We start from the raw sequence: 24550 nt of genomic DNA, 5'->3' as shown, positions 1-24550 counted from the left end.
ACCGTCCGGCCAACCATCAAATCCCGAACGCTCGCACTCAGTGGCCGTCGACCATCGTCTTCCGGAGGCGATTGAACAGTGGCGCAGTGAGATATTCGAATGGCGTGCGTTCGCCCGTCGCGATCATCACCTGCGCCGGCATGCCCGGCCTCAGCTTGTCCTTGATCTGGTCGGGGATCGTCTTCGGATCCACGACGATTTCGGCAGCGAAATAGGAATTCTGGTTCTTCTGGTCGATGAGCCGATCATAGGACAAGGTTTTCACCGTCCCCATGATGAACGGCACCTGGCCGAGGTGGAACGAAGGAAAGCGCACCTCCGCCTCAAGCCCCGTTTGTACCACATCCATATCCGTCGGCTGGATCTGGGCCAGGATGACGAGCGCCTCGTTGAGCGGCGCGATATCGAGGAGCGCGTCACCTGGGCGGATCACCGCGCCGCGAGTGAAGAATTTCAGTCCCTGCACCACACCGGTCTGCGGTGCGAGCACCGTCAACCGATTCATCACATCCTCAGCGACTTTCAATTTCTCCCCAAGGTCGGAGAGCTGCTTGCGCACATCGATGATTCGCTGGGCGACCTCCTGCTGCATGCCCTTGCCGACCTGGGCCATGTCGAATTTCGCCTGGTCGATCGCCTGACGGCTCTCCGCCATCGCGGCCGCGGTCTGGCCGATCGTGCCCTCCATTTGTGCCCGCTGGCGCTCCAGCGCGGTGATGCGCGGCCACTGGACGAGGCCCTTGTCATAAAGGGTACGAAGCGCGGGAAGCTCCTTGTCGATCCACTCGAGCTGCTTGATGGCCGACTTATTGGCTTCCTCCGAGCCGGTTAGCTTCTCCTCAGCCTGTCCGACTTTCGACTGCAGCGAATCGACCTGGTTCTTGATGAAGGCGCGCCTGTCCTGGAATGCGCGCTGCTGATCCTCGATCGTGCGGCGGACGGCGGTATCGTTCTGGCGTTCCAGGGACTCCTGCGGGAAGGAAATACTGTCCTTGCCGTCACGCTCCGCGACGAGGCGTGCCTCCTCGGCAAGCGCCGCGGCCCGCTGGTTCCGCACCGCGTCGAGATTGGCGCGTGCCTGCGTGTCGTCCAGCACGAACAGGACTTGGCCTTCCTCGACATGGTCGCCGTCGCGAACCCGGATGTCGCGGATGATGCCGCCCTCGTAGTGCTGCACCGTCTTCCTGTTCGATTCGGCGCTCACCACGCCATCGGCTATCGCCGCGCTGTCGAGCCCCGCGACAAACCCCCAGGCCGCGCTTCCACCAAAACCAATACAGATAACGGCCAGGCCAAGCCGCGCCGAACGACGCCAGTCCATGTTCAGCGGCGGCAATCCACGGTCATTCTGCGGCAGAGCCTTGTTGGGCCTGTCCAGCACCGTGGTGTCGAAGCTTTGATCCATGTCGTCGTCAGACATACCGCGCCTTTCACCAACCTGGCCGCGAACGACCCGAGCATCCTCGCGATGCCAGCGAGAATAAGCAAAAATCACAACCCGAGGCCGCTCTGCAACGCGCTCGAAACGTCACGCCACACCGGGCCCGAAGATCCACCCCATGCTAGCGTTTGGCCAGCAATTCCTGCTGCCCCTTAATGGGGACGATCTTGGGCGTGGACAATCTCTTCAATACATCATCGCGCTGGCCGAAGTGCATCAAGGTGCCGTTACCCAGAACGGCGATCTTGTCGACGCAACTCAGAATTTGCGCCTTATGCGTTACGAGAACGACGGTGGTGCCGGCTTCCTTCAACGCCAGGATCGCGCGCGTCAAGGCCGCCTCCCCCGCCGCGTCAAGATTGGAGTTCGGTTCGTCAAGAACGACATAGGATGGGCGGCCATAGGCCGCGCGAGCAAGCGCAATACGCTGTCGCTGCCCACCGGAGAGCCCCACGCCATCTTCTCCGAGCTTGGTATTGTAGCCTGCGGGAAGCGATTGGATGAGATCGTGGACACCGACCAGCTTGGCGGCCTCGATAACCCCCACGTCATCACGGGGACGGAAGCGCCTGATATTCTCAGCGACCGTTCCAGCCAGCAGCTCAACATTCTGAGGCAGATAGCCGACATATTGGCCGAGCTCGTCCGGCGCCCAATGTTCTAGATCTGCGCCATCGATGCGAATGGTGCCGAGCGTCGGCCTGATAAGGCCGACCAGAGCCCGGGACAGCGTGGATTTGCCGGCGCCGCTCGGACCAATGATGCCCAACACATCGCCTGGTTCGACGGCGAAGTCGACATTGCGCAAAACGATCTGCTTGCTGTCGAAGATCGACAGCGTGACGTTCTCCACCGACAGCGCGCCTTCCGGGCGGGGCAGAGAAACGCGATCTCCGTGAACTCCCGCCTCACGGAACAGCGTTTGCAGACGTCCGTAAGCGAGACGTGAACCGAGAAAGCCCTTCCACTGCGAGATGAGCGACCGAAGAGGGCCGGTCGCCTGACGGAAAATAAGGTTCGCCGCGAAAATGGCGCCAGGCGAAATCTGTCCTTCGAGAGCAAGGAAGGCGGCCGTGCCGAGCACGGCGATCATCATCCCGGCGCTGATGAAATTAGAAGCGGTCGTATAGGGCGCCGCGCGCTCGGCGGCATGGGCATTCCAAGCCAGCGCCGCCCGGTGGTCCTCGTGCCAGGCGTCCGCCATGGCATTGCGCATGCCCATGGCGTGGACGGATTCGACATTCCTCATCGCCATGCGGGCACTGGCGGAGGCTCGCATATTGGCCTCGGACGCCTTCTTCAGGCTTGGCCACATCGCCTTTTCGATCATCACGGCGAGGACCGCGATGATGGCCACGGCGACCAGAGCGAGAATCCCGAGGTAAGGGCTCAGAATGAACAACGCGATCAAGAAGATCGGCGTGTACATCGCTGAGAACACGGTCACCAGGCCATGGTTGACCCAGAAATCACGAAACGTGTCGAGGTCCCGCAGGGCCTGGACCTCGCCGCGGTTGGGAGAGGTCAGAGCCGCCGTCTGGACGGCGGAAAACAGCTGCGGCGCCACTTCCTCATCGCACCAGGCGCCAAGCCGCTTCAGCATCGCCGTCCGAATGAAGCGAATCACCGCAGCGATCATGAGAAGAAAAGCTGCGATAAGACTGAGCGCAAGTAGAGTATCGACGCTACGGCTCGACAATACGCGGTCGTACACGTTCATCATATAGATGGGCGTGACGAAGCCCAGGATGCTCGTGACGCTGGTGAACAACGCCACATAACCTATCGCCGGACGGGCCTTGCGGATGGCCCCTTCCAGCGGGGTAGGCGTGGAAGCCGTCGTACCCAACAGGTGATGAGGTAGCCAGGACGAAAGAAGCAATGTGCAAATCTCTCTCGGGCCGCGGAAAATGAAACATTTTCCGATACTTCACGGAAACGCCGTGTCGTAATCTTCGATAATCTGAATGCCAGATTGCTATTCTATATCAAAGGTGAGGTTGTCCCCATAGTCGAGAAAGTCAACTTCTTTGCGACGGAATGACAAAGCGGGAGCCGCCTCGACCTCCTCCTCGATCAGCGCCGGCGCCGCCTCTGCTGTTTTACTCGACTGCACGCGACGCATTTTGGTGACGGTGCGGTGTGAAAATACGATGATCTCTGCAAGTTCCATGGCCGCGGGCGATGCCGAGAAGAGGCCGGCCAGCGCATCTGGCGGTGCAGCCTGCAACACCCTGAGCTTAGCGGCCTGAACACCAAAGCAACGCTGCCGTCGGAGCCACTGCCCCATCTTATCCGCCGGCACCTCCGATAGCACATCGAGCGCTTCGAGCTGCACGAGCGCGGCGGCAAGCTGCCTTGTACTCGCCTCTGCCTCGGACAAAGCCTTGTGGACGGCACGGGTCGCCTCCGACACCGACTTGTCCTGCTCAAAGAACGCGAACTCACCATTTGGGTTCACGGTTGCCCCGTCACGCGCGACCGCCAGCACCAACGAAGAGCCTGCCCCAGAGGCGATCAGGCGGAAGGGGTGAGTACGAAACACAAAAGGTATATAGGGCGACGTCCAGCGCCCTTCGTCGTCGATATGTTGATTACGACCCGCATTGTCCGCCAAAACGGCGACCAGACTCAAGCCGGCGCTCGTACGGCGCACACATAGCGGAAAATGATGAGCGGCCCTGTGGACCTCGCGGAACGTGAGCGGCGCGAGCTTGATATCGCTTGTAAAGTCGAATTGGACTGGCCGCGACCAGCGTTGGTCCCGATGCCGGCTAATATTGAGGGGCTCAAACAGAAACTGCATCAGGCTTTACTCAACGAAAACACACGAAGTGTGTCCGAAATGCCGCACATATCGACCAACTCAGGCAGCCTGCGCCGCGGTTCGCGCTTCCAGGAGATTCTGCATTCGGAACAGGGACAGCTCATGCATGGTGGCGAGATGGATAGCATCCCATCCCACTTGCTCGATTACTCCGGCAAGTTTAAGGCGCCGGATATCCACATCTCTATCAAGCACTTCGAGCCCCCGGAGGCCAACGAAACGGTCGCCGATCTTGAGTGAGACGTCCCAGGGCTTCAGCAATCCAGCCTGGTCGAGCTGCTGGGAAAGGGTCTGTGTGCGTCCATAGCTCTCCGCGAAGACACGCAATGCTGACAGCCGGTGGTCTGCCTCCTCGCTGAGTTCCCCCTCCGCATTCCTCAACGCCGCAGGATCGTCCTCACCCTGCCCGATAACCTCATCGACGAGGATCTGCCAATGCCCCTCCTTGTCGGTCTTCCCCAGCGCGAACGGATATGCCTCCAAAATAAGCAGGTTGCACCGCACAAAGTTAGGATGCCCAGATAATGCGTAATTATGATCCGGCTCCAACCCGACGAGCGCGACCAGCTCGACACCATCCTTATTTCGCTGCCACACGACAGGATAAGAATGAGCTACATTATTTAGCTCAACAAGTGATACGGGAAATGTGATAGTTTTATTAAGATGTTTATACTGTACAGTACTAAATAACTCCAATCTCTTGCGCCCATATGAGAAGGGCGCCAAATTTTTATACATGTCGATCCCTGCCATTTTCCTCGATAGACGCGACCAAGATCGCGATCTCTGCAAAAGTTCTATTGACTTATGCATGCCACGGGAATAGAAAAATATCTTGAAAATTAACGTCATTTTTCTGTGCTATTGCGCTGGAGCGGTCGGATGGCGCCTGAGGGCTATATGGTTGGCGTGAAGGGCAACGAGGATCTGAACAGGGTCTTTGCCCGTGCCATGCCGGTACCCCGGGGGCTGTTCGCTCTTCGCTATCTCGGTGCCGACGACGAGCGGAACCCGCCTCGCATCAGTGTCCATGTGGGCCCGGATGTGACGGGCGACGTGCAATTGTTGTTCGCGCCGGGAGCGGAAGATGGCGTCATGCGCCGTCCTGGCGATGCCGTCGTGGTATCGTCTTCGGGCGATGCCATGATCGTGGTGACAATTTTCGTCGGTGAGTTTGCACTCTCCGACGGTGTGAAGCTGAAGATTGATCAGCTTGACAAAGTTTCCGGCCGGGATGGCGAGCTTGTTCGCGCGTCAACCGGTCAAAAGAAGAAGTCTCAGGATAGCAGCGAGGAAATGCCGATTTACCTCTCGGGGCATATACAGCGCCGGGGGGACGTCTCTTTGCCTGCGGGTGAATGGCTTGGGGGCCGTTCGTCCCGACAGCACATCGAGGGCTTCGCCGTTCATTGGCCGCGTCGGCCTATGGGTGTCGATATCGAGTATGACTGTTCGGTGACTGGGCAAGGTCGTATGCCCGAAGCATTGACAGGTGGTTTTGTCGGCACGCGCGCCCGTGCGTTGTCGATCGATGGAGTATCTCTTCGTTTGATTGGAGAGAATGCGGCTTCCTACAAGCTGCAGGCAGAAGCGATTTTTTCCGATGGGTCCGCTGTTCGATCTTCGGCCTTGGAGCTGGTCGCAGCTCCCCGGGATCCCGGCGCATCGCTCGTCGGCCTCACCGTGCATGTCCAAAAGGCTGCCGTTGAGGGCGTTAAGGCTTCTGCAACTCAACTAAGTGAGACGTCCGTTGGGGGAAGTGTCGATCATCAGCTGGCCGATTCGGTGCCCGAGATGAAGGATGCTGGGGCGAGGAATGGTGTGGGACTGCGCTCCGAAAGGGTTCGCGTTTTTCGCGGCGCTCGCAGTTTCGCCAACCGACACGCAGCTGAATGAATCTGGGACTGGAGGTCTAGATGGCAACCCCTTACGATACGTCCGTAAGCGACGCTGAATCCGCCATTGGCGGATCAGATCTGCCGCAGGGCGTAAAGGATGCAATCCTTAATGTATTGAACGATATCCCCCCTGGGGAATTGGTGAATTTCGTCGACAACTGGCAGCCTGGCGACAACATCCCTGATGGAGTCGACGTGTTGTTCGTCAAGGGTGATGCAACTCAAGTTGCAATTCCCGATGGCGTACCGGTCGTCATTTTCGAAACCGAACAGAACGTGCAGGTCACGCTGGAAGGCACCGTTCCGACGGTCGTTCAGCTTGGCGCGGGCGACGACACACTCATCGTCGATCCTTCGTCGGAAAGCGACCACACGATCCATGGCGGCGCTGGCAACGATTCTATCGTGGCAGCGGCTGGTGACGACACCATCTACTTCGGCGATGGTTCGGACACGGTCGATGGCGGCGCCGGCTTCGATCTCGGCGTTATCGAGACGTCGTTCGACACAGCTGGCATTTCTTGGGAAGGCAACCAGCTCTCGATCACCAATCTCGCCGGTGAGACATCGGTCATTTCGAATGTCGAATACGTGCAGTTCGACGATGGCGCGATCATTGCCGCGGAAACGGCTGATCTCGGCGTCGTTGCCCGCATGTACGAGACGCTGCTCGACCGTTACGGCGACTTCGAAGGCGTCAAGTTCTGGTTCGACGTCTACGAGTCCGGCGACGCTTCGCTCCACGACATCGCTCAGGCGTTCCTCGATAGCGAAGAGTTCTCCAGCGCTCACGGTTCGGACACGAATGCCGAGTTCGTGGATAACCTCTACGAGCAGCTCTTCGGTCGCGAGCCCGACGCTGCCGGCGCGGCATACTGGACCAACCTGCTTGACGAAGGCACTGCCGATCGCGCTGACATCGCTGTCGCCTTTGCTCAGTCGGCTGAAGGTGAGCAGTCCACCGAGCGTACCATCCACGTCCTCGACGACGACGATCACCTGGCCTGATGCCAGTGGCTCGTTACCTGCATTGACTACGTATGAGCCGTCTCTGACGGCTCATACCCTTTTTGATGGTCAATCACGTCATTTGCGTTTTTGCGGCGCCTTCGCCCCTTCGTCAGCGGGCTGCGCAGGAATTACATCGCGGGTAATGCCTGCAGTTTGGAGATTTGCGGTAAGATCTTTTTAGATCAGATTGGGATGCCTACACGCTCGTCATCCCATCTGCCGCTCATTGAGTTTCCGCACACGTGCGATCACCCCTGCTGTCATCACGCAACTCTCTGATTCTCGGTTCGAGCAGCCGCAGCGATTTCGCGCTCCACGCGCTCGATGCCTATCAACACGGTGACCATATCCGGGCGCTCGCCCTGATCGATCGCTGTTGCCGTGCCTTCATCCCAGACGCCGAACATTACAGACTCCGCGCAGCCATCAATGAGGCGCTCGGTGCCATCGATGCGGCTGAGCGGGATCTGGCCAGTGCCATCAAGCTCACCCCGGATGATCTCGCACTGCGCGCCCACTGGTTGCGGGTACAGATAGACAAGGGAAGCGACGCGGATCTCGCCCCGCTTACCAACGGCCTCTTCCGGGAAGATCGCGCTGACGTCCATGCGGATGTCATAGCGCGCGCTTTCGCCCTCCAGGGCATGCCTCGCGCGGGCCGGCATTGGCTCGACGACGACGCGATCGTCCTCCACTGCCTGTGGCAAGGGATGCAGGCAATCTCGCTCGCCGTTCGCTACGAGAGTGATGGGGACGCAAGCCGGGCATCCGGCAAGCGTCGCGCCAGTGACGACAGTTCGGCTGATGGTCCACAAAACGCGCGGGATCACGTCATCAATGTCACCGGCCGTGCCCCTGCACGCTATGCCGCCGCCTTCGACTACAGCATACGCGTAAGCCTGCCCTGGCCGGACGACGTCGACCGCTGCCAGTTCTTCTGGCCTTCAGGCGAAGCCGTGATGCCGCCAATTCTGCGACCGGTTGCGGAAAGCAGGCGGGACAGCCCGGCCGAACCGACACCAGCGGCAATGACGAAGATGAAGGGTTCCTCAGCGCGCCGCGGCAAACGCGAGGCTCCTGTCACGGTCCTCATCCCGGCCTACCGCAATCTGCCGGCGACGCGGGATTGCATCGAAGCCGTGTTACGGGAGCCAGGACACGGCAAGCGTTACGATCTCATTGTCGTCGATGATGCGAGCCCGGAGCCTGAACTGTCGGCCTATCTCCGTGACCAGGCCACGGCGGGCAAGATCAAGCTTTTCGTACATGCCCGCAACAGAGGGTTCATCCACGCCGTCGAAACAGGCCTCGCCGAGACAGCGACCAGCGACATCATCCTCCTCAACGCGGACACCGTCGTTCCGGCGGGATGGCTGGAGCGGCTGCACGCTGCGGCGTATGCCGCCGATAACATCGGCACGGTCACGCCTTTGTCCAACAATGGCGATCTGACGAGCTATCCCGTGCCCTTTGGCGAGGCACCGATGCCGGAGCCGGGCCATCTTGCATTGATCGATGCCACGGCGGCACGTGTGAACGCGGGTGAAATCATCGATCTGCCGAGCGGAATCGGCTTCTGCTTCTATATCAGGCGAACCTGCCTCGATGTGCTTGGATTCTTCGGCAGTGATTTCCTCACCCACGGCTATTTCGAGGACGTGGATTTCTGCCTGCGTGCGGAGGAAAAGGGCTTTCGCAACGTTTGCGCCACCGACATCGTGGTGGGACATCTTGGATCGGCATCCTATCTCGATGCCAAGCGCGGCCTCGTGCTGCGCAATCAGGCGGAAACCCTGCGCCGTTTTCCTGACCTCAGGCGTCACACCTCCTGGTTCATGGAGACGGATCCGCTGGCACCGGCCCGCCATCGCATCACCGAGGGCCTGTGGCCCGCCGTCGTGCACGCCCGCACGGCGGTCGTGTCGACATGCACGGACGCAATGGCGGGCGAGGCATTGCTCCGGGACGTGCAGGGATTGGAGGAACCCTGGATCCATATCGCCCCCGAGATACATGGTGCCGTCAGGACTCTCGCCGTGAAAGTGATGGGTCTGGTCGGTGGTCTCCCAATGGAACTGCCGCTTCCGGCTGATGACAGCGCCCGCCTGGAGGCACTCCTTCGGGCGGCGGCCGTCGAGCGCATCATCTTCCTCGCCGGCGAGCCGCCTTCGCAAGTGTTGCTGGACATCGCCGCAAACCTGAATGTGACCGTTGATGCATGTCTCGTGGAGGCGCCACGCGAGTCGGGCGACCTGGAGGCCGCCCTCGCGAGTTGGTCCGACCTTCTGGCACGCGCCACGCATGTCGTGCCAGGCTGTGCGGCGCTCGCAAAGCCACTCGCCGCCCACGGCTGCCGCGCTGTTCAGCCCCCCTTGCTGGCGTTGTCGCGCGAAACTGCACAGGCCGATGCCCCGCGCGCCAGAGCGGCCCATAGCGATGATCCGCTGGCGATCTTACCCCTGGACGACGGCCCAGCCACCTTTGCCCTCATCCGCGCATTGGCGTTGAGATTAAACCAGGCTGATTGCCAGACGCCATTGCTGGTTGTCGGAGAGACCCTGGACGACGAAGCTTTGATGCGCCTCGGCAATGTCTTCGTACTCGGCAAGGTCGACCCGCAGGAATGGCCTACCGTCGTCTCCACCTACCGGTCCCCCGGCGTCGTCGTGCCGTGCAGAAGGCTTCTCTTCGCGGAGATACGCTGTCCTATCCTGGCCGGAATTCGCGCGCCGATCGCGACATTCGCCCAAGGCCTCTGTGCCGAACTCACCGCAGGCCCACGCGATCTGGCACTGATCCCGGAAGCCGGCGACAGCGCTGTCGCCGCGACGATTGAAGGCTGGCTGGCGCGGTTATGAGTTCACCTTCTTCAATACGCCGCAATGGCCTGGCATTTCACCCGGTCGATTTCACAAGCCGCAAGCGCATTCTATTTTCACTCAACTCCGGACGGAAACCTGCTATCCCTTTCCGGAAGTTGTTCCGGGACGAATAGCCGGCGTTAAGAGGTATATTTAACAGCGCATGGAACAATCCAGTCGCGACGAGACGCGTGAACCGGTGAGTGAGCCTGAAGCTGCGAGTCAACGGCCCCAGCGCCGTGTCAAGCGGGTGACCCATGGGCCGGCACCCGCGCATGTCGAGCCATTGCCGGCGGCCGTCCCACAGACCAAGAACCTAACGTTCCAGGGCGACTTCTGGCAGCTCGGAGACGGTTTGTTCGGGGGGTGGGCTTTCGATCCCCGGCATCCGGAGCGCAAACTCGCCGTGGAATTGTGGCTTGATGGCGTGGTGACTTCACTCGTGCGGGCGGATCTGTTCGTGCCCGAGCTGCGCGAAGCGGAGGGCACTGACGGCTGCCATGGCTTCGCGACAAGCCTGAAGCTCTCCTCGCTCGCACACACGCGTCAGGTTTCGGCCTATGTGGCCAATACAGATCATCACCTCGGTACGGTGCATCTCAGTAGCACGGGTTCCGCGCGGCCTGCGAAGCCGGAAGACATCGCGGGCTCGGTCCGTTGGGTCGGTGGCATCCGCGTTGTTGGCTGGGCGCGTGATCGGGTCCATATCGAAAAAACGCTGACCGTCTCGCTGTTTGAAGGCTCGCGTCTGCTGGCGGAGGTCCCAGCTGACATGTGGTACGAGCCTGGGCCGGACGAACCGCTCGCTCCAGGCCGCCACGGCTTCGACATAACCCTGCCGATGGAACTGGCCGACGGGCGCGTGCACGAAATCCGCGTCCTCACCGAGCGCGGAACCGAACTCGCGGGCAGCCCCATCGCGCTACTGACCCTTGGCAGCGGGATCGAGCAATTCGGCCTGGCCGATATCGCGCCCGCGTCCAAGGATGAGTTGGCCCGCCTCGCCTATCTCGAACGGCTGATGCCGAGTGCGTTGCCACTGACGAGCTATGCCGACTGGCGCATGGCCTACGCGCCGAAAGCGCCTCAATTGGCTGAGACGCCGCGCATCGCCGCCGTGGTGTTCGGCCCTTCCGATCAAGCCGAGGAAACTCTGCAAAGCCTTGATGGCGACGATGCGCCGTTGTGGACGGCCGTCGCGCTGGAAAGCCTCTCCCCCGGCGGCCTGGATCTCTGGCGCGAGGCACGCGCCCATCTCGTCGCGGAAGACAGTGATGTCATCCTTGTGCTGAAGGCCGGCAGCCGCGTGCATCCGGCCGCGCTCACCTCGCTCGCCGCCGCGATGGCTGGGCCGGACAAGCCGGCCCTTGTCTATAGCGACAGTGAGATCGCCCTGGCCGACGGCACGCTGCTGCCGCGCTTCAAGCCGGCCTTCGACAAGGAACGCTTCCTCGCCCAGGGCTATATCTGCGATCTCGTCGCCTTCGATGCGAGCCTGCTGCCGGAGTTGTCCGAGGATGATAGCGTCAGCGACTATGGCCTTGTGGCCCATGTCGTCGCCAATGCGCTGGCCGCCGGACGGCCGATCGGCCATGTGCCGAACGTGCTCGTCACCGTGCCGGTTTCCTCCGCCGAAGCGGAGGCCGACGCGCTGGTCGCGGCCTTGCCACCGCTGCTCGATCCTGAACGCGAGACCCATGTCGTGGTGAGCGAAGGCCGGCTCTTCCCGGCCATTCGCATCCGGCCGGAGGTCGATCACGAAGCGCTGGTCAGCATCATCATCCCGACGCGTGATCGCCTCGACCTGCTGCGTCCCTGCGTGGAAAGCATCTTCGCCAGGACAGCACATCCCGCGTTCGAGGTCCTCATCGCGGACAACGATTCGCGCGAAGAGGACACCCTCGCCTATTTCCGCGAGCTTACCTATCGCGGCGTCCGGATCCTGCCGGCGCCTGGCCCCTTCAATTACGCGCGGATCAACAATGCAGCCGCGCGCGAGGCGCGTGGCTGCTATCTCCTGCTGCTCAACAATGACACCGAGGTCGAGGATCGCGACTGGCTGACCGCCCTCCTCGAAGCCGGCATCGCTGCCGATGCGGGTGCCGTCGGCGCCAAACTTCTTTGGCCGAGCGGGCTTGTCCAGCACGGCGGCGTGGTCCTCGGCTCGCATTTCGGTGCCGCGCATGCCTTCAACGAACGCCAAGGCGACGAACCAGGCTATGACGGGCTTCTGGAGGTAACGCGTGAGACCAGCGCGGTCACAGCCGCCTGCCTGCTGGTCAAGCGGGATGACTATTTCGCGGTCGGCGGGCTCGACGAGCGGCTGTTTCCCGTGAATTTCAACGACGTGGATCTTTGCCTCAAACTGCGTGCAATCGGCCGGCGCAATATCTGGACGCCGCATGCCGTCCTCCGCCACAAGGAATCCGCAAGCCGCGGACAGGATGCGAGTGCCGAGCGGCAATCCCGCACACGGCGCGAGTTGAACGCGCTGCGGCTCAAATGGGGGGAAACGCTGGTTTCTGATCCGCTCTACTCACCCTGCCTCAACCGCGATGCCTACCCCTATACGGGCATCGCCTGGCCGCCGCGAGACAGGGCCATGCGCCTGAACCAGCCGCCACAACCCAACACGATGTTCAAATGGCTCAGTTGACGGTGCATCACGGCAATCCAGCAGTGGTGGTTATCCATGAGTGACGACAAAGTCATGCTTTTGACGGGCGAGCCGACCCCACGCGCGAAGACGGTGCTGCACGTCGGTTGCGGCGTGTCCAATCCGCGCAAGCTTCACTCGCATTTCCGCCGCCCCGGCTGGCGCGAGGTCCGGGTTGATATAGACCCCAACGTCGCGCCGGATGTCGAGGCTGACATCTGCGATCTTTCGGTTTTCGCGGACGGTGGCGCCGATGCGGTCTGGAGTTCGCATAACCTCGAACATCTCTACGATCACGATGTGCCCGTGGCGCTGCGGGAGTTTCGCCGTGTCTTGCGCCCCACCGGCTTCGCGCTGATGACGATGCCCGATATCGAGGCGATCGCCCAGCTAGTGGTCGACGGGAAGCTCGATGAAGTCGCCTACCAATCGCCCGCCGGGCCGATCACGGCACTCGACATGATGTTCGGCCACCGCCGTTCGGTGGCGGCCGGCAATCATTTCATGAGTCACAAGACGGCGTTCAGCCGGGATCGGCTTGGCAACCTGCTTGTCGACGCCGGCTTTCCACGCGTCGTGGTTGCCTTTGGCAACAGTTTCGATCTTTGGGCGATCGCCATGCAGAAGGACGCCCCCTCATACCTTGACCATGTTTTTGAGGAACCTTCGGAGAGGACAGCCGCCGCGACGGGCGCGCCCGCACAGAAGGCTACCGGAACCGAGGGTCAAAAAGGTTCTCTCTCTTGAAAGTCCTGTTCGTCCACCAGAACTTCCCAGGCCAGTTCGCCGGATTGGTCGACCGGCTCCTGACGGAGAATGTGGAGGTCGCGGGCATCGGCGCGCGTGACTTCCAGCACAGCCGGATCCGCTATCATCGCTACGGCGCGCCAATGGTGCAGCAATCCAACGATCTGTCGATCGACGACGCAAGCGGGCGCCTGCGCCGTGCATCGGCTGTCGCCGCCCAGGCACGGCTTTTGCAGCACACGGGATTCGAGCCCGACGTCATGGTCGTTCACAGCGGCTGGGGCGAGGCGCTCTATCTCAGGGACATTTTTCCACGCGCCAGGCTGGTCTGCTACTGCGAGTTCTTCTACCATCGCGCTGGCGCCGATATCGGGTTCGATCCGGAATTCCCCATCGAATCCCTCGATATCCTGCATCGCCTGCGCGTTCGCAATGCCTTCGAGCTCGCCTCGGTTGACGACGCAGTCGCCTGCATTTCCCCAACGCTCTGGCAACGCTCCACCTATCCGGCGGAGCTGCACTCCAAGATTGCCGTTCTTCATGAGGGGATCGACCTACGTGGCCTTGGCGCCGACGAGGCAGCCGAGGCGCAGTGGCGCCAGAAGCTCGGCATCCGCCGCTCGGCGCCTGTTATCACCTATGTGGCCCGCTACCTGGAGCCGCATCGCGGCTTCCACACGTTCATCCGCGCGGTGCCCATCCTGCAGTCACTAGCTCCCGACGCCCATATCCTCGTCGTTGGATCGGAGAAGGGCGGCTACGGCGCCACGCCTGCGAACGGCCAGACCTGGAAGGAGCTTATGCTGCAGCAGAAGGGCTGGGAAATCGACCACACGCGCCTCCATTTCCTGGGCAATCTTCCCTTCCGTGACTATGTGACAGTGACGCGGATGGCAGAGGTCCATCTCTACCTCACCTATCCCTTCGTGCTGTCGTGGTCAGCGCTGGAGGCCATGGCGATGGGCCACGCCATCGTTGCCTCTGATACGCCGCCTGTAACCGAGTTCATGAGCGACGGTGAAACCGCGCGGCTCGTGAATTTCTTTGACAGCGAGGCGCTCGCCAGGGCCACGGTCGATCTCCTCCGGGACAGGCAGCAGCGTGAACACCTGGGACAGGCGGCCCAAGACCTCGTCAGGCAACGAGGGCTCGATCGTGCGGAGGCTAGCCAAAAGCTCTCCCATTTCATCCATCAGCTCTAAGCGACGATTTGCATCTAGGTTCAGCGTTAACCAGTTGCTACGATGCCATACTCTTCCGAGCGATTCGCATAACTGCTGGATGTCTGGCACCGATCACGCTACACCGGCACCATGTCCATAGACGCCGAGATGATGTCAGAAAGCTTCAACGGTTGGGAGCGCTGGTGCAAGCGCCTGACGGCCGACACGCCCCCCACAATTGACGAGGCGATGGAATTTTGCCTTTTCGCAAGGCAATGGTTGCCAACGCTTCTCATGCGCGCGGCCATTCGCCCGAGCCTGGTGCCGGTGTCACCTCCGCGGCATGGGGCGGGCGAGCCGGCGAAAGCCGCGCCCGGGCTTCAGGACATAGCCGAATTGCTGCGGGATCGTGCCGAGGCCCTCTCAGCCGAACGCCCGGACATGGCGCGCCTGATGTGGCAAGGCGCCAAGACCCTCGACGCCCTCATCCATGCCATCGTGCAGAAGTCCCAGTCGGGAGAGGAGCAGCCGTTGCTGCACACGCTGGCACGCTCCCTCCCCGTCGTCGCCGAGAGCTTCGCCCACGAAGCGCGGGCTCCCCAGCGCGGGCCGGAAGGACCCGACGAGGAAAAGCTCTATCTCCGTCAGAAGGTCGACAGCCTTGTCGGCGCTCTCACGGAACAAGCCGCACTTCAGGGCGGGCTCGCCGAGAAGGCGAAGCTCGCTGAAACCCGCGCCAAGGCCGCCGAAGCCGAGGTGAAGCGGCTGCACAAGACACTGTCCGCCCTGCAGCTCAACCCGACCGTGGAGCCATCCGCGGAGATCGTCGCCTCGCTGCGTGACGCCCTTGGCCTGCTCAAGGACGAACGCAAGAAGCGCGATAAGGGAGAGGAGCGCGAACGCGCCCTGCGCGACGCTTTGGAAGAGGCACGGGTCGCGCAGGCGGCGCGCACGCCGCCGGCTCTTCACCTGGAAGCGCTGGCCCAACTGCCCCGAAGCGCGGTCGCGCAACTGCCTGCCCCCCCACCGGCACAGCCCGCACCAGCGCTGCGCTCGTCCGCGCCGGTGTCCTACCCCGAGACGGATGCGCGGCCGGTCGTCTTTTCCCCGGCCCCGCAGCCGGCGCCAGCCGATCAACGACCCACGAGCCGGCCATTGCCCCCTGCCCCTCAGCGGCCGGCCGCATCAAGCGAACCTGTGAGCACACCGCACGCCCCTGCTCGGCGCGTCGTGCGGGAAGCCCCCGAAGCGGCAGCACCCGGCCAGCGCGCCATCCGCAGCTCGGATCAACTGGTCGCGGCTTATCGCGCCCAGCGAGCGGCCAACCGCGCTGCTCAGTCCCCCGCTAGCATCGGCCTAGACGTACAGGAGGAGCCACGGGTTCCCCCGGCACCAGCTCCGCACACGTCAGCATCGCCTCCCCAGCGTTCCGCGTCGCCGTCTCCGACCGCCCAGCCCGCGCCCCGGTCACCAATCAACGATAATGGAACCCGGATACAGTTCATCACCTCGGATGACTTTTGACGGAATGGCTGCGACGCCACCTCAGGCGGGCAAAGCCAGCTGGGAGACCGTATCCTCCAGTCGATAAGCTGCCGTGAAGCCAAGCTCGCGCTTCGCGGCGGCCGTCGACGACGGCGCGGGACGCATATGGGGAAATCCCGCGAAGCCGCTCGTAACATTGACACCTAAATCGACGGAAAGATCAGGATAAATTCCGCGCACGACGTCACAGACATCCTCGAAACTATACCATGCGCCCGTCGCGATATTATAAACGCGCGACTTCAGCTCGGAAGCGTCCAGCGCAGCGATATTGGCGCGCGCGCAGTCCCGGGCATCGACGAATTCTTCGCGACCAGCCCATAGAAGAAATGGGTCCTTGATATGGACAGGCATGCCGGCACGCCCCGCCGACATGAGCGTTGAGAGGAGCTGATCCGGCACGCTCGTCGCGATGTCCTGGCTGGCGCTCAACACCGCGCCATAACGCAAAACGGCGACATCAACGTCATAAAGATCGTTGTACAGTAGTGCGATATTCTCTGCGGCCAGCTTAGTTGCCGCATATATACTTGCCGGCCGCTGGCTGACTACGCGGAGCTGGATGTCCTCCTCGATGGGATCAGGCCCATGTGTAGAGAACCCGGTATATCCAACCGTCGTGGAACTTGCGATGACCACGCGCCTCAGCTTCATGCTGCGCGCGATTTCGAGGACATTGGTCGTCCCCACCGTGTTGACCATGACACCGCGGACAGGATCACGGCGGATGGCCGTCGAGAGCAGCGCGGCCGTATGAATGATCGACGTGATCGCGTTAGCTTCGACCAGCGCGGTGAGCCCATCGCGGTCGACAACGTCGCATGTGGCGGTTTCGACTCCGCCGCCGAGGGTGTCCGAGCGGATCTGCCGAACGTCGACAATCACGACACGCTCACCGCGCGCCGCCAAAAGCGCGGCTGTCCGCAATCCGACGACCCCACCGCCTGTAATCAGTATCCCCATGAGCCGTCCAATGCTCTATGCGTCTTCGTCAAAAACAAGATGATAGACACGCCCCTGGAACGCAGCCATGTTTTCAGCAATCGCCATGCGAACAATCTGCCTTGTTTCACTTGCCAGTGCCGCATCCATGTCCGCGATACTGTCAAAATAGAGGTCGAAGATCATATAGACGTCGGGCGCTCCGGCTTCCGGCACAGCAAGTTTTCGCAGTCTGACATCGCGAAGCCGCGGATAGCTGCGAATAGCCGGCAACACATGCGTGCGCATGCTATGGTCGAAGGCCTCTTGATCTCCGGGGGCAACATGCCCCTCGAGTACAGCGGAACGTATGATCATGGATTGTCTCCGGTGGCGAGCTGTCTTGCGGAGCGGCAGGAATTATCCACCTCGCCCTGGCAGATGCCAATATTATTGGAAGCCAAACATGCGTGGGAGAAAGAGCACGATCTGCGGAAACAAGACAAGAATGAACATGACAATCGTCAACGGGACGCAAAATGCCCAGATTTCACGATTGATTTCGCGCATCGGTACCTTTGTCAGCGTCGACAAAACAAACAGAATAAGCCCATAGGGAGGTGTAATGATCGCAATCATGAAGTTGATGATTGAAACCACACCGAAATGGACGGGGTCGATGCCCAGCGCGTGCACTGATGGCAAAAGCACCGGTACGAAGACCATCAGCATAACCGCGCCGTCAAGAACTGTCCCCAGGACAAGGAACAATACGTTGACCAGCAGCATGAACTGGAGCGGCGACAGGTTCATCGCCTTTATCCACGCCGCCATGTTATCCGCAAGGCCTTCGTTCGTTATCGCATAGTTGATGATGAACGAGCTGATGATCAACATCATCACGACGGCTGACTGCCTGGATGATTCCAAGAAGACGGCGAGCAATGACTTCATATTGAGGTTACGATAAACGATAAAGCCGAGCAGTATGGCCCAAAGCGCCGCGACCGAGGCGGCTTCCGTCGGCGTGAAGATGCCGCTCCAGATACCGCCCAGCAGAACGGCGGGAAGCGTCAATGGCACCAGCGCCCCAGCGATAACCTTCAGTCTCTCGCCCCGCGCTACCTGGCCGGCGCGCGGCAGGTTCCGGCGATGCGCCATGATGGAAATCAGGATGCTGAGCGACAGCGCCATCAGGAACGCCGGCACAATACCAGCCAGGAACAGAGCCCCCACCGATGCGCCGGAAATAACCGCGTAGAGCACGAGCGGGATGGAAGGTGGCATGATCGGGCCGAGCAACGACGCGCCCGATGCCACAGCCACCGCAAGACCACCGGGATAGTGGCCCTGGTTCCGCATCATGCGGATGGCGACCATGCCCGCGCCGGATGCCTCCGATACGGCGCTGCCGGTCATTGAGGACATGGCCACGTTCATGAGGACAGTGACATGGCCGTGGCCACCGCGCAGGCGCCCCACCAGAAGGTTTGCGGCGGACCAGAGCCGCTCCGAAATGGTGGCCGCATTCATGACGTTGGCGGCGAGAATGAACATGGGCACCGCGAGCATCGCGTTCATGCCCATCATATTGTTCAACGTCTGATCGACGAGTAGGCCGACGTCCTGGCCGCTCACCCAGAGATAGACAATGCCGCTGCCGAACATGGTCAGAACAACCGGTATGCGAAGAACCGCCCCCACGACGAAGGCGACGCACAAAACGATCAAGCTGGTGCTCATCGCTTCAACCAATCACGTTGGAGGTATTGGGGGCATCGGATGCGGCGACGTGCTGCCGCCAAGCGGGCCCGCAAAACTCGACAAGCTGGGCGATGAGCCGCACAACAACCATGATCATGTAAATCACGAAGCAGGAAAAGACGATGTCCAGCCGGATCTCCAGAACATCGGTGCGCTCGCGCCAAAGAAACAGAACGTAATCGATAACAGTGGGGAGGGCGCCGATGAATATCAGCGCGAACAGAAGGCGCCCGATGATACCGATGACCCGCCGCGTCCTCAGGGAGACGACATCCCAGACAACGTCGAAAGCGACATGGTCGCTGGAACGGACGACGAAGGCATCCGTTAGAAATGTGCACCAGAGCAGAAGCAATATGGTGACTTCGTCGGTCCACATGAGCGGCTTGTGGAAGAGATAGCGCATAGCGATACCAACGATGAACACCACGAATATGCCGGCGAACATTAAACCGGATACGATCTCGGCGAAGCGGCTGAACTTTTCGGCCGCCTGCACGATGCGATCCCTCATGGCCCGCTCCTGTTACGAGGACATCAGAACGCGAACTTCCTCACTGCAGGGCGTCGATCTTGTCCTTCAGGCCCGGCTGCCACTTCGTCTCATAGCCTTCTTCCTTGTAGAGTTTCGCGGCATTGGCGCGGAAGAGTTCCAGATCGGGCTCGGAGACGACGATGCCGGCCTTCTTGAAGCCCTCGACAGCTGATTTCTCGTCTTCGATGGTCTTCTGAACCTCGATCGCCGTGGCTTCCTTGGCCGCAGCGCGCAGCGCCTTCTGCTGGTCGGGCGTCAGCTTGTCATAGGCGGTCTTGGAGATGGCGATGAAGACGGGCTGAACGATGTGCTGCGTCAGCACGATCTCTTTCGAGACCTCGTTGAATTTCCAATCACGCGTCATGTTCGCGGGATTGTCCTGGCCGTCGATCGATCCGGTCTGCAATGCGAGATAAACTTCCGTGATCGGCATGGCGAGCGGAGTCACGCCCATGGCGCGCGCCAATGTCTGGAAGGCTGCTCCCGGCGGCATCCGTAGCTTCACCCCGGAAAAATCCTTCGGTGTCTTGATGTTCTTCACGTCGCGCAGGCCGACTTGCCGCGTTCCGAGATAGGCTGTGTCGAGAATGACGAGCCCCATCTTGTCGGCGACCTTCGCGTAGAACTCCTCGCCGATCGGACCGTTGAATACTTTTAGCATATGGGCTGGATCGCGGAATACATAGCCGGACGAGAAAACACCGTATTCCGGCAGCTGAGCCTCGATTTCGAACGTGACCGGCGACGCCATTTCGAGGTTTCCGCGCTGCATGGCCGGAAGTTCCGTGCCCTGGCGGAAAAGGCTGGAAGCGGGGTGCACCGACACCGTCACCTCGCCCGGAAAGGCCTCTTCCATCTTCTTCTTGATGTGGCGGAATGCATCCGTCAGCGGAGAATTCTCCGGAGCCGCCGTCGAGATGCGCAACTGCGTTGCCGCCTCGGCAGCGCCCGTCACTCCACCGAAGGTTACCGCGCAGGCGAGCGCGATGGCCTTGCTGTATTTGAACATGAAAGATCCCCTCTTCTTGTCATTGCTGTTGATAAGCGCTTAGTACGCCATCGCGTCTTCGCATTACATACCGAGGCCGCCCAGTGACTTTCCACCATCGACGAACAACGTCTGACCGGTGATGAAGCGCGTGGTAGGGCTGGCAAGAAAGGCTATTGCACCAGCGATATCGTCAGGATCGGCCGCCGCCCCACTCGGCTCCAGGGACTGCGCGGCGGCATACTGGTCCGGCGGCATACTCCGCGTCATCGGCGTATCCGTGAAGCCGGGGGCGACCGAATTCACCGCGATACGACGAGGCCGCAACTCCATGGCGATCGCACGCGTCAAGCCGACCACCGCGGCCTTTGAGGCTACGTAATGCGCGAAATTGGTGCCTCCGATCGCCGCGCGCGATGAAACCGTGACGATGCGACCACCCTCCGGCATATGGTGCAGCACTTCCTGGGCCGCGATGAAGACGCCGATAAGGTTGACGTCCAGCATCAATCGAAAGTCTTCAGTCGTGATGTCTTCGAAACGCCGCGGTTGATACAGGCCCGCGACGCAGACAAGCGCATTTATCTCCGGATAAGCCGCCATCGCCTCGGAGATCTGCGACCGCTCCCGCACATCGGCCACATGGGTGGTGATGTGTCTTTCGCTCCCGCCCAGCTCGTCCAGTAGCACCCGGTTGAGATCCGCCGCCGCCACATGGAAGCCGTCCGCCACGAGGCGAAGCACCGTCGCTCGCCCTATGCCGGACGCCCCACCGGTGACGAAGGCGACGGGCCGCGGCTTCATCTCAGGCCTCGCCCGCGATGGTGACCGACAGCTTGCCGATGCCATCAATCTCGGCATCCACCCTGTCGCCGACCTTGAGGAAGCTCTGCTTTGGCACGCCAACCCCGGCCGGCGTACCTGTAAGCAGGAGATCGCCGGGATCGAGCGTCATGATTTCCGATGCACGCGCGACCTGCTCCGCGATCGAGAAGATCATCTGCTCCGCGCTGCCATTCTGTTTGAGCTCACCATTGACCGAGAGGCGGAGGCGGGCCGCTTGCGGATTTGGGAAATGTGCCGCCGGAACAATGCACGGGCCGATCGGGCAGCAGGTATCGTTGGCTTTCCCCGCGACCCAGTCCAGCTTGTAGAACTGCTCCGGCGCCTTGTTGAAGTCACGCGCTGAAAAATCGATCGCGACCGTATAACCGGCGATATAGGAAAGCGCGTCATCAACGGACACATGCCGCGCCGTCTTGCCTATGACAGCGGCGAGCTCAACCTCCCAGTCGAAGGCTTGCGTTCCGCGCGGCATCAGGACCGTCGCTCCCGGACCGACAATCGCGTTGCGCGGCGGCTTCATGAAGAAGAACAGCCGCTGGCTGTCCTTTGTTATGTCAGGAAAGCCCATCTCGGCCATATGATCGAAGTAATTCGCGCCCGCGCACAAGATTTTTCCGGGATATCGCAATGGCGCGAGAATACCGGCCTCCGCTACCGGATGCCCTCCGGTCGCCCTGCCGGCTAGGTCCGACAGGAGGGGCTCGCAACGCGCCCAATCGGCGAGGACATCCACAACCGTACCCGGAAGGGCGACACCATGGGCAGCAGCGAGCTCACTGAGCGGGTGAAGCGTATCGCCGACCACGAGACATGCTGTCGGCCCACTCGCAAACTCGGCCGTCGTCAATGCCCACATCAAGAAAACTCCCCTCGTCGATTTGGCGTGATCATGACATCATTTCCACAATCGTCAAAAGTTTGGAAAATTTAATTCATGATGGAATCTGGTATTAATTTTCCGAAGCTGCTACAGAGGTCGTATGAGTGACGCGCTCTCCGCCCCGGCATCGGCACAAACGGTTGCCGAGAATGTCTATCGGTCGATCAAGTCGGACCTGCTCTCAGGAGAGCTACCGCCCGGCTCGGCCTTGCTGACGCGCGATCTGCTCGCGCGCTACGAATGCGGCATCAGTCCCCTGCGCGAAGCGCTGGCGCGATTGGTCGGCGAGCAGTTCCTGGAAGCCGCGAGCCACCGCGGCGTCCGCGTGCCGCGCCCGTCCATCGGCGACGTTGAGGATGTTTACCGCATCCGGATCGCACTGGAGCGGGAGGCCCTGGGGCTCGCGCTGCAATTCGGCGACGATGACTGGGAGGCGGATATCATCGCGACATGCCACCGCATGGAGAAGGCACCGCTTCCCTACCATGTCGCGGATCAGCCGAGCGCGGTGATGGAGTGGGAGGCACGCCACCGCGCCTTCCATTTCAGCCTTATCAAGGCGGCACCGTCGCCGCGCCTGCTGCGGCTCATCGATCAGATGGTCGATCAGACAGAGCGCTACCGGGCGCTCCGTCTGACAAGCATGGATCGCTCCAAGCTTGGTCACGATCTCTTAGCGGACCATCGCAGCCTGATGGAATTGGTCCTCGCCCGCGATCCCGCCAGCCTCGATGTCCTCGCGACACATCTTGATCGCACACGGCTGGCTGTCTCGGCTATCCTCAGTGAAGCCGGAGCCCCTGGAAAGACTGAGTCATAATTCAGCCGAGCGGATGGCGGCCACCAGGTCGAGCGCGGATGAAAGCTCCGCGATTTCCTCAGCGTGCCCAATCCAGGCGAGGTGACCATCCGGTCGTACAAGCCACGCCATGCCCGGAACCGCGTTATAGGACGAGCGGAAGTTGTCGGCCGCGTCCTGGAGCAGCGGGATCGCCTCATCGTCGGCGGGCGGCGCGCCCTTCGCCACGATACCAAGGCTCCCGGAACAACCGGGCAGACGGGCGGCGAGTTCTCTGACAAGCGCCGAGAAAGGCGCGAAGCCTTCCTGACCGGCGTAGCACAGGAGACGGTGCTTCCCCTTTCCCAACCGCTCGTGGAGACGGGCCGGATGGGCCACGAACGGTCTGACAAGGCCATAGGCGTCGGGCGCCCTGTCACCGGCCTGCAGCCCGGTCTCGACACCTGCTTTCGACCTCACGATGATCGGGCTTTCCGGATAGCTGATGAGCAGCTGGGTTTCCTTGACCCCGGGCATGGTGGCTTGCTGTGAGAGAACCGCGTTCAGAGCGCGGCTCGTGCCTTCGACGACATCAAGGCCAACGGGACGCCGCTCGGCATCATAGCTTTGCAGAAGTCCCTCAGCCGCAAGGCCTCGCGCCGCAAGCGCGAGCTTCCAGGCCAGATTGTTGGCGTCCTGCAAACCGGTGTTCATGCCCTGCCCGCCAACGGGCGGATGGATATGCGCCGCATCGCCCGCAAGAAACACGCGGCCCTTGCCGTAGCTCGGCACGATACGGTGGCTCACGCGATAGAGCGATGACCAGCGCAAATTCGACAAGCGCGTGCCCTGCGGCAAGCCGCTTTGCACAATCGCCGTCAGCCGCTCGAGATCCGGCGGCGTTGCTTCGACACCCTCCGGCATGGCGAGCTCCGGCCCATCCTGCAGCATGGTCGAAAGGCGGTAACGCCGCACCGAACCATGGACGGGGACCGCCGCCAGCGAGTTCGGTTGCTGTCCATCCCGGTGCGTACTGAAGCGATAGAAGTAGCCGCGCGGCAGCGACCAGTCGATATCGAGGTCCCCGAGCACAAAGGTCTGGGGGAACTTGCCGCCCTCGAAACTCAGGCCAAGCGCCGCACGGACCCGACTGTGAGCGCCATCGCACCCGACAAGCCATTGGCATCTCAGCGTGCGTGTCACCGCCGGATCGTCGCCCTCGCGCACCAGTTCAGCCTGAACGCCGTCCGCGTCTTCCACGAATCTGTCCAGCCGCCAGCCGCGCGCGACGCCGCCGCCATGGCGACGCAGGCTCATCTCCAGCAAGTCCTCTGTCTCATATTGGGCAAGAGACAGCGCGCCGAACGGAAGGTCGCGTTCGGGGAGGTCAAAAGCAGCGACCTGCTCGCCATTGTCGAAAGTGCGTAGACCACGCAGCCAGACGCCCCGGTCGATCGCTTCGTCGGCAATTCCGAGATCATCGAATATCTCGAGCGTGCGGGCGGTAACGCCAAGTGCCTTGCAGAAAAAGCTGTGCTCAAGCTGCCGGTCGATGAGGACATGCGCGATGCCCTGCCGCTGGAGTTGGTTGGCCAGCATGAGGCCCACAGGCCCGGCGCCGACGATAAGAACCGCAGTCGTCTCCATCAAAACCCTTCCCGCCCGCATCCGTCCAGAGGTGAGCTT

At 61.5% G+C, this 24550-nt stretch carries 20 protein-coding genes; 8 read left to right on the top strand and 12 right to left on the bottom strand.

What is annotated here, in order from left to right; all coding sequences use genetic code 11:
- Positions 1 to 37: 37 nt before the first annotated feature.
- The 4 genes from KIO74_RS18490 to KIO74_RS18475 all read right to left on the bottom strand — a co-directional run bounded on the left by KIO74_RS18490 (position 38) and on the right by KIO74_RS18475 (position 5024).
- Positions 38 to 1420: an HlyD family type I secretion periplasmic adaptor subunit gene (locus tag KIO74_RS18490; protein WP_213333231.1), complete on the bottom strand. Its 1383-nt coding sequence runs from the start codon at positions 1418 to 1420 to the stop codon at positions 38 to 40.
- 142 nt (positions 1421 to 1562) lie between these two features.
- On the bottom strand, positions 1563 to 3323 hold the full coding sequence (locus KIO74_RS18485) for a type I secretion system permease/ATPase (protein WP_213333230.1): 1761 nt from the start codon (positions 3321 to 3323) through the stop codon (positions 1563 to 1565).
- Between the two features lie 96 nt (positions 3324 to 3419).
- A complete protein-coding gene (locus KIO74_RS18480; protein ID WP_213333229.1) occupies positions 3420 to 4247 on the bottom strand; it encodes a SapC family protein in 828 nt (275 codons plus the stop codon).
- Between the two features lie 60 nt (positions 4248 to 4307).
- Positions 4308 to 5024, bottom strand: coding sequence for a SapC family protein (locus tag KIO74_RS18475; protein WP_213333228.1), 717 nt, complete (start codon positions 5022 to 5024; stop codon positions 4308 to 4310).
- A gap of 129 nt (positions 5025 to 5153) precedes the next feature.
- Between KIO74_RS18475 and KIO74_RS18470 the strand changes: the two genes are divergently transcribed.
- From KIO74_RS18470 to KIO74_RS18440, 7 genes are all read left to right on the top strand, one after another.
- Positions 5154 to 6167 (top strand): hypothetical protein, encoded by a 1014-nt coding sequence (locus KIO74_RS18470; RefSeq protein ID WP_213333227.1) that lies wholly within the window; start codon positions 5154 to 5156, stop codon positions 6165 to 6167.
- Positions 6168 to 6187: 20 nt separating this feature from the next.
- Positions 6188 to 7177, top strand: coding sequence for a DUF4214 domain-containing protein (locus KIO74_RS18465; RefSeq protein WP_213333226.1), 990 nt, complete (start codon positions 6188 to 6190; stop codon positions 7175 to 7177).
- A 245-nt stretch (positions 7178 to 7422) separates the two neighbouring features.
- Complete coding sequence (locus KIO74_RS18460; protein WP_213333225.1) at positions 7423 to 10038, top strand: glycosyltransferase; 2616 nt, start codon at positions 7423 to 7425, stop codon at positions 10036 to 10038.
- Positions 10039 to 10240: 202 nt separating this feature from the next.
- Positions 10241 to 12697, top strand: coding sequence for a glycosyltransferase family 2 protein (locus KIO74_RS32510; protein ID WP_213333224.1), 2457 nt, complete (start codon positions 10241 to 10243; stop codon positions 12695 to 12697).
- A gap of 36 nt (positions 12698 to 12733) precedes the next feature.
- On the top strand, positions 12734 to 13444 hold the full coding sequence (locus KIO74_RS18450) for a class I SAM-dependent methyltransferase (protein WP_213333223.1): 711 nt from the start codon (positions 12734 to 12736) through the stop codon (positions 13442 to 13444).
- Complete coding sequence (locus KIO74_RS18445; RefSeq protein ID WP_213333222.1) at positions 13441 to 14646, top strand: glycosyltransferase; 1206 nt, start codon at positions 13441 to 13443, stop codon at positions 14644 to 14646. The genes KIO74_RS18450 and KIO74_RS18445 overlap by 4 nt, the downstream gene beginning before the upstream one ends.
- Before the next feature lie 129 nt (positions 14647 to 14775).
- Entirely contained in the window at positions 14776 to 16131 is a 1356-nt protein-coding gene (locus KIO74_RS18440; RefSeq protein ID WP_213333221.1) for a hypothetical protein, read from the top strand.
- Positions 16132 to 16152: 21 nt separating this feature from the next.
- Here KIO74_RS18440 and KIO74_RS18435 read toward each other — a convergent pair whose 3' ends face one another.
- The 7 genes from KIO74_RS18435 to KIO74_RS18405 all read right to left on the bottom strand — a co-directional run bounded on the left by KIO74_RS18435 (position 16153) and on the right by KIO74_RS18405 (position 22062).
- The gene (locus tag KIO74_RS18435) at positions 16153 to 17115 is read right to left on the bottom strand and encodes an NAD-dependent epimerase/dehydratase family protein (protein ID WP_213333220.1); all 963 of its coding nucleotides are present in this window, start codon (positions 17113 to 17115) and stop codon (positions 16153 to 16155) included.
- Positions 17116 to 17130: 15 nt separating this feature from the next.
- Positions 17131 to 17451, bottom strand: coding sequence for an EthD family reductase (locus KIO74_RS18430; RefSeq protein WP_213333219.1), 321 nt, complete (start codon positions 17449 to 17451; stop codon positions 17131 to 17133).
- Between the two features lie 72 nt (positions 17452 to 17523).
- Positions 17524 to 18816 carry a TRAP transporter large permease gene (locus KIO74_RS18425; RefSeq protein WP_213333218.1) on the bottom strand — a complete coding sequence of 431 codons (1293 nt, stop codon included), beginning with the start codon at positions 18814 to 18816 and terminating at the stop codon, positions 17524 to 17526.
- A gap of 4 nt (positions 18817 to 18820) precedes the next feature.
- A complete protein-coding gene (locus KIO74_RS18420) occupies positions 18821 to 19351 on the bottom strand; it encodes a TRAP transporter small permease (protein ID WP_213333217.1) in 531 nt (176 codons plus the stop codon).
- A 40-nt stretch (positions 19352 to 19391) separates the two neighbouring features.
- Complete coding sequence (locus KIO74_RS18415) at positions 19392 to 20381, bottom strand: DctP family TRAP transporter solute-binding subunit (protein ID WP_213333216.1); 990 nt, start codon at positions 20379 to 20381, stop codon at positions 19392 to 19394.
- Positions 20382 to 20444: 63 nt separating this feature from the next.
- Positions 20445 to 21164 carry an SDR family NAD(P)-dependent oxidoreductase gene (locus KIO74_RS18410; protein ID WP_213333215.1) on the bottom strand — a complete coding sequence of 240 codons (720 nt, stop codon included), beginning with the start codon at positions 21162 to 21164 and terminating at the stop codon, positions 20445 to 20447.
- Position 21165: 1 nt separating this feature from the next.
- Positions 21166 to 22062, bottom strand: a complete 897-nt coding sequence (locus KIO74_RS18405; protein ID WP_213333214.1) for a fumarylacetoacetate hydrolase family protein — start codon at positions 22060 to 22062, stop codon at positions 21166 to 21168.
- A gap of 124 nt (positions 22063 to 22186) precedes the next feature.
- Between KIO74_RS18405 and KIO74_RS18400 the strand changes: the two genes are divergently transcribed.
- Positions 22187 to 22906 (top strand): GntR family transcriptional regulator, encoded by a 720-nt coding sequence (locus KIO74_RS18400; protein ID WP_213333213.1) that lies wholly within the window; start codon positions 22187 to 22189, stop codon positions 22904 to 22906.
- Here the strand turns inward: KIO74_RS18400 and KIO74_RS18395 are convergent.
- Positions 22901 to 24511, bottom strand: a complete 1611-nt coding sequence (locus KIO74_RS18395) for an FAD-dependent monooxygenase (protein ID WP_213333212.1) — start codon at positions 24509 to 24511, stop codon at positions 22901 to 22903. The two genes, KIO74_RS18400 and KIO74_RS18395, sit on opposite strands and share 6 nt — an antisense overlap.
- Between the last annotated feature and the right edge of the window lie 39 nt (positions 24512 to 24550).

The sequence above is a fragment of the Chelatococcus sp. HY11 genome, from assembly GCF_018398335.1.
Lineage (GTDB): Bacteria > Pseudomonadota > Alphaproteobacteria > Rhizobiales > Beijerinckiaceae > Chelatococcus.
Note: the sequence above shows the minus strand (reverse complement) of the source record. Positions and strands in the feature narration are given on the sequence as shown.

What these genes read in the sequence shown, in the direction of transcription:
- KIO74_RS18490 (WP_213333231.1), bottom strand. Translation starts at nt 1,420, where the DNA reads ATGTCTGACGACGACATGGATCAAAGCTTCGACACCACGGTGCTGGAC.
- KIO74_RS18480 (WP_213333229.1), bottom strand. Translation starts at nt 4,247, where the DNA reads ATGCAGTTTCTGTTTGAGCCCCTCAATATTAGCCGGCATCGGGACCAA.
- KIO74_RS18475 (WP_213333228.1), bottom strand. Translation starts at nt 5,024, where the DNA reads ATGGCAGGGATCGACATGTATAAAAATTTGGCGCCCTTCTCATATGGG.
- KIO74_RS18470 (WP_213333227.1), top strand. Translation starts at nt 5,154, where the DNA reads ATGGCGCCTGAGGGCTATATGGTTGGCGTGAAGGGCAACGAGGATCTG.
- KIO74_RS18465 (WP_213333226.1), top strand. Translation starts at nt 6,188, where the DNA reads ATGGCAACCCCTTACGATACGTCCGTAAGCGACGCTGAATCCGCCATT.
- KIO74_RS18450 (WP_213333223.1), top strand. Translation starts at nt 12,734, where the DNA reads ATGAGTGACGACAAAGTCATGCTTTTGACGGGCGAGCCGACCCCACGC.
- KIO74_RS18440 (WP_213333221.1), top strand. Translation starts at nt 14,776, where the DNA reads ATGATGTCAGAAAGCTTCAACGGTTGGGAGCGCTGGTGCAAGCGCCTG.
- KIO74_RS18435 (WP_213333220.1), bottom strand. Translation starts at nt 17,115, where the DNA reads ATGGGGATACTGATTACAGGCGGTGGGGTCGTCGGATTGCGGACAGCC.
- KIO74_RS18430 (WP_213333219.1), bottom strand. Translation starts at nt 17,451, where the DNA reads ATGATCATACGTTCCGCTGTACTCGAGGGGCATGTTGCCCCCGGAGAT.
- KIO74_RS18425 (WP_213333218.1), bottom strand. Translation starts at nt 18,816, where the DNA reads ATGAGCACCAGCTTGATCGTTTTGTGCGTCGCCTTCGTCGTGGGGGCG.
- KIO74_RS18420 (WP_213333217.1), bottom strand. Translation starts at nt 19,351, where the DNA reads ATGAGGGATCGCATCGTGCAGGCGGCCGAAAAGTTCAGCCGCTTCGCC.
- KIO74_RS18415 (WP_213333216.1), bottom strand. Translation starts at nt 20,381, where the DNA reads ATGTTCAAATACAGCAAGGCCATCGCGCTCGCCTGCGCGGTAACCTTC.
- KIO74_RS18410 (WP_213333215.1), bottom strand. Translation starts at nt 21,164, where the DNA reads ATGAAGCCGCGGCCCGTCGCCTTCGTCACCGGTGGGGCGTCCGGCATA.
- KIO74_RS18405 (WP_213333214.1), bottom strand. Translation starts at nt 22,062, where the DNA reads ATGTGGGCATTGACGACGGCCGAGTTTGCGAGTGGGCCGACAGCATGT.
- KIO74_RS18400 (WP_213333213.1), top strand. Translation starts at nt 22,187, where the DNA reads ATGAGTGACGCGCTCTCCGCCCCGGCATCGGCACAAACGGTTGCCGAG.
- KIO74_RS18395 (WP_213333212.1), bottom strand. Translation starts at nt 24,511, where the DNA reads ATGGAGACGACTGCGGTTCTTATCGTCGGCGCCGGGCCTGTGGGCCTC.